This is a genomic window from Salinibacterium sp., assembly GCF_031364185.1.
GTDB lineage: Bacteria > Actinomycetota > Actinomycetes > Actinomycetales > Microbacteriaceae > Rhodoglobus.
On record NZ_JANLVV010000036.1, the window covers coordinates 1 to 2,565 of the forward strand.

2 protein-coding genes are annotated in these 2,565 nt (G+C 63.7%); both read right to left on the minus strand.

Going from position 1 to position 2,565, the window contains the following annotated elements; all coding sequences use genetic code 11:
• Positions 1-1,120: putative peptidoglycan glycosyltransferase FtsW (locus RMN95_RS01960; RefSeq protein WP_309615282.1), on the minus strand; the 1,120-nt coding region annotated here is incomplete at its 3' end.
• A partial coding sequence (gene murD, locus RMN95_RS01965) for a UDP-N-acetylmuramoyl-L-alanine--D-glutamate ligase (RefSeq protein ID WP_397545223.1) occupies positions 1,080-2,565 on the minus strand: 1,486 nt, incomplete at its 5' end. The genes RMN95_RS01960 and murD, both read right to left, overlap by 41 nt.

The window sequence follows — 2,565 nt, forward strand, 5'->3', positions numbered from 1 at the left end:
CAGAAATCAGGGGCAGCGGCACCCCCAGCACCGGGAGCACCCCCAACACCACCGCGATGTTCACGAAGGCCTGGCCGATCACCCAGACCATTACCCCCGCGGTCACAATCCGCGCGAAGCTGTCGCTGCCGGCGCGGATAATGCGAATGAACGCAATCGCGAGCACCACGAACAGCACCAGAACGACGACCGCGCCGATGAGGCCAAGCTCCTCCCCGATGATGGCGAAGATATAGTCGCTACTGGCTGCAGGAAGCCAGTTCCACTTCGCCACCGAGTTACCCAGCCCCTTGCCAAACCAGCCGCCGGCAGCGAGCGCCCAGTTGGCATGTTCGGGCTGCCAGCAGTATCCCGCGAGATCTTCGGGCGCACATCCTTTAAGCCAGACCTCGATACGCGACGTGCGCGAGCTGTTGGCCTTCGAGAAGAGCAGCGCGAGGAAGGCGATCCCGACGACGCCCACCGCGAGAAAACGCACTTTTACCCCTCCAAAAAAGAGCAGGCCAAACAGGATGATGATCATGACGGCAGCGGTGCCCAAATCGCCACCGGCCAACACAAAGGCAATCGCGGCACCAGCTACCGGTGCGATAGGCAGAAGGACATGACGCCAATCGCCGAGCAGTTCCTGCTTGGTAGCGAGCACCCACGCGACCCACACGATCAGGGCGATCTTGACGAACTCCGACGGCTGGGCCGTGAACCCCCCAATGCCGATCCAGTTGCGATTACCTCCGGAGACAATGCCGATACCGGGCACGAAGACCAGAAGCTGAAGCGCGGCACCGGCGACGAGCCCCAGCCACGCCCAGCGCTTCCAGAATCGGGGAGGCATCCGAGAGGCGACAAGCATCAGCGGGATCCCGATCACCGCAAACAGGAGCTGGCGGGAAAAACGCCCGAAAAAGCCCTGGTCGTCGTTGTACGACTCGATAGTCGATGACGACAGCACCATGACCAAACCGAAGATGACAAGAAAAAGAGTTATACCGAGCAGCAGGAAATAGTTGCTGTTCTCGGCGACGAAGATCCGGCGCAGCGGGATCCGTGCGGTCGACGGCCCCGGACCGGTCTGACGGTCAGCCGGCGCTCGGGGGCGCGGGTGTCGTATCGTCGTCATTGCCGCCACCCTCCAGGTAATCGTTCACTGCCGAGGCAAATCGCGTGCCACGGTCGGCGTAGTCGGCAAACTGATCCATCGATGCCGCGGCCGGAGCCATGAGAACCGTGTCTCCTTCTACCGCGATGCTGGCAGCAAATTTCACCGCCTGTGGCATCACCTCATCAGTGTCGGTGGCGATCACTTCGAACACAGGCACCTCTGGCGCGTGTCGCGCTAATGCTTCAACCACAGGTTCACGGTTAATCCCGACGACGACCGCAGCTCGAAGTCTCGGTGCGTGTGCCGCGATCAGTCCGACGATGTCGACGCCCTTCATCAGCCCGCCTACGATCCACACAACGGAATTGTACGACCGCAGCGCCGCATCCGCCGCGTGCGGATTGGTCGCCTTGGAGTCGTTCACCCAGAGCACTCCCCCCTTGGTGGCAACAGGCTGCATGCGGTGGTTGTCGACACGAAAGCTCGAGAGCGCGGCGGTGATCGCGGCGACAGCGACCCCGGCGCACCGAGCGAGAGCCGATGCCGCAAGAACGTTGGCGATCAGGTGCGGGCTGGCGAGCCCGGCAGCGGCCAGCTCGCCGTGCGTGGTCAGTTCGAGAGCAGAATTGTGTCGGTCGTCGTGAAAAGCGCGATCCACAATGATGTCATCGACCATACCGAGGTCACTGGGGCCCGGAGTGTCGAGGCCAAACCCAATTGCGCGGCAGCCCTCCGCTACCTCCGCATCCTCGACCATCCGCATGGTAGCCAGGTCGGCTCGGTTGTAGACGCAGGCAAGTTTCGTGTTGGCATACACCGTGGCCTTCGCGTGAGCGTAGGCCTCTCGTGAGCCGTGCCAGTCAAGGTGATCGTCGGCGATGTTGAGACACGTGCTCGCGAGCGGCACCATCGCTCCAGGGCCGGTTCGGGGCATCCAGTGCAATTGGAAACTCGAGAGCTCCACGACAATGACGTCGAACCCCCGCGGGTCACGAATGGCGTCGAGCACCGGCACGCCGATGTTGCCGGCGGGAACGGCTCTGAGCCCGCCCGCGACCAGCAGATGGGTGGTCAGCTGCACGGTAGTGGTCTTGCCGTTGGTGCCCGTGACCGCGATCCACTCGGCCGGGTCGCCGACTTTATCGCGCAGTCGCCACGCCAGTTCGATATCACCCCAGATCGGGATGCCTCGCGCCCGCGCCCACGCAATCAGGGGGTGATCCGTGCCAAAGCCGGGTGACACGATCACAAGTTCTGCGTCGAACTCGTCAAGCCCGTCCGGTATCGGAGCGGCGGAGGATTGCTCGACGAACCGCCCGCCGATCACCTCGAGCATCCGCTGGCGACTCTCGCTGGCAGAGGCCGCCGTCACGAGCACGTCTGCGCCGAGCTCGAGAAGAGTGTCGGCCGCGGCGAACCCCGAGACGCCCAGCCCGAGCACCACGACCCTGAGCGCGCGCCAG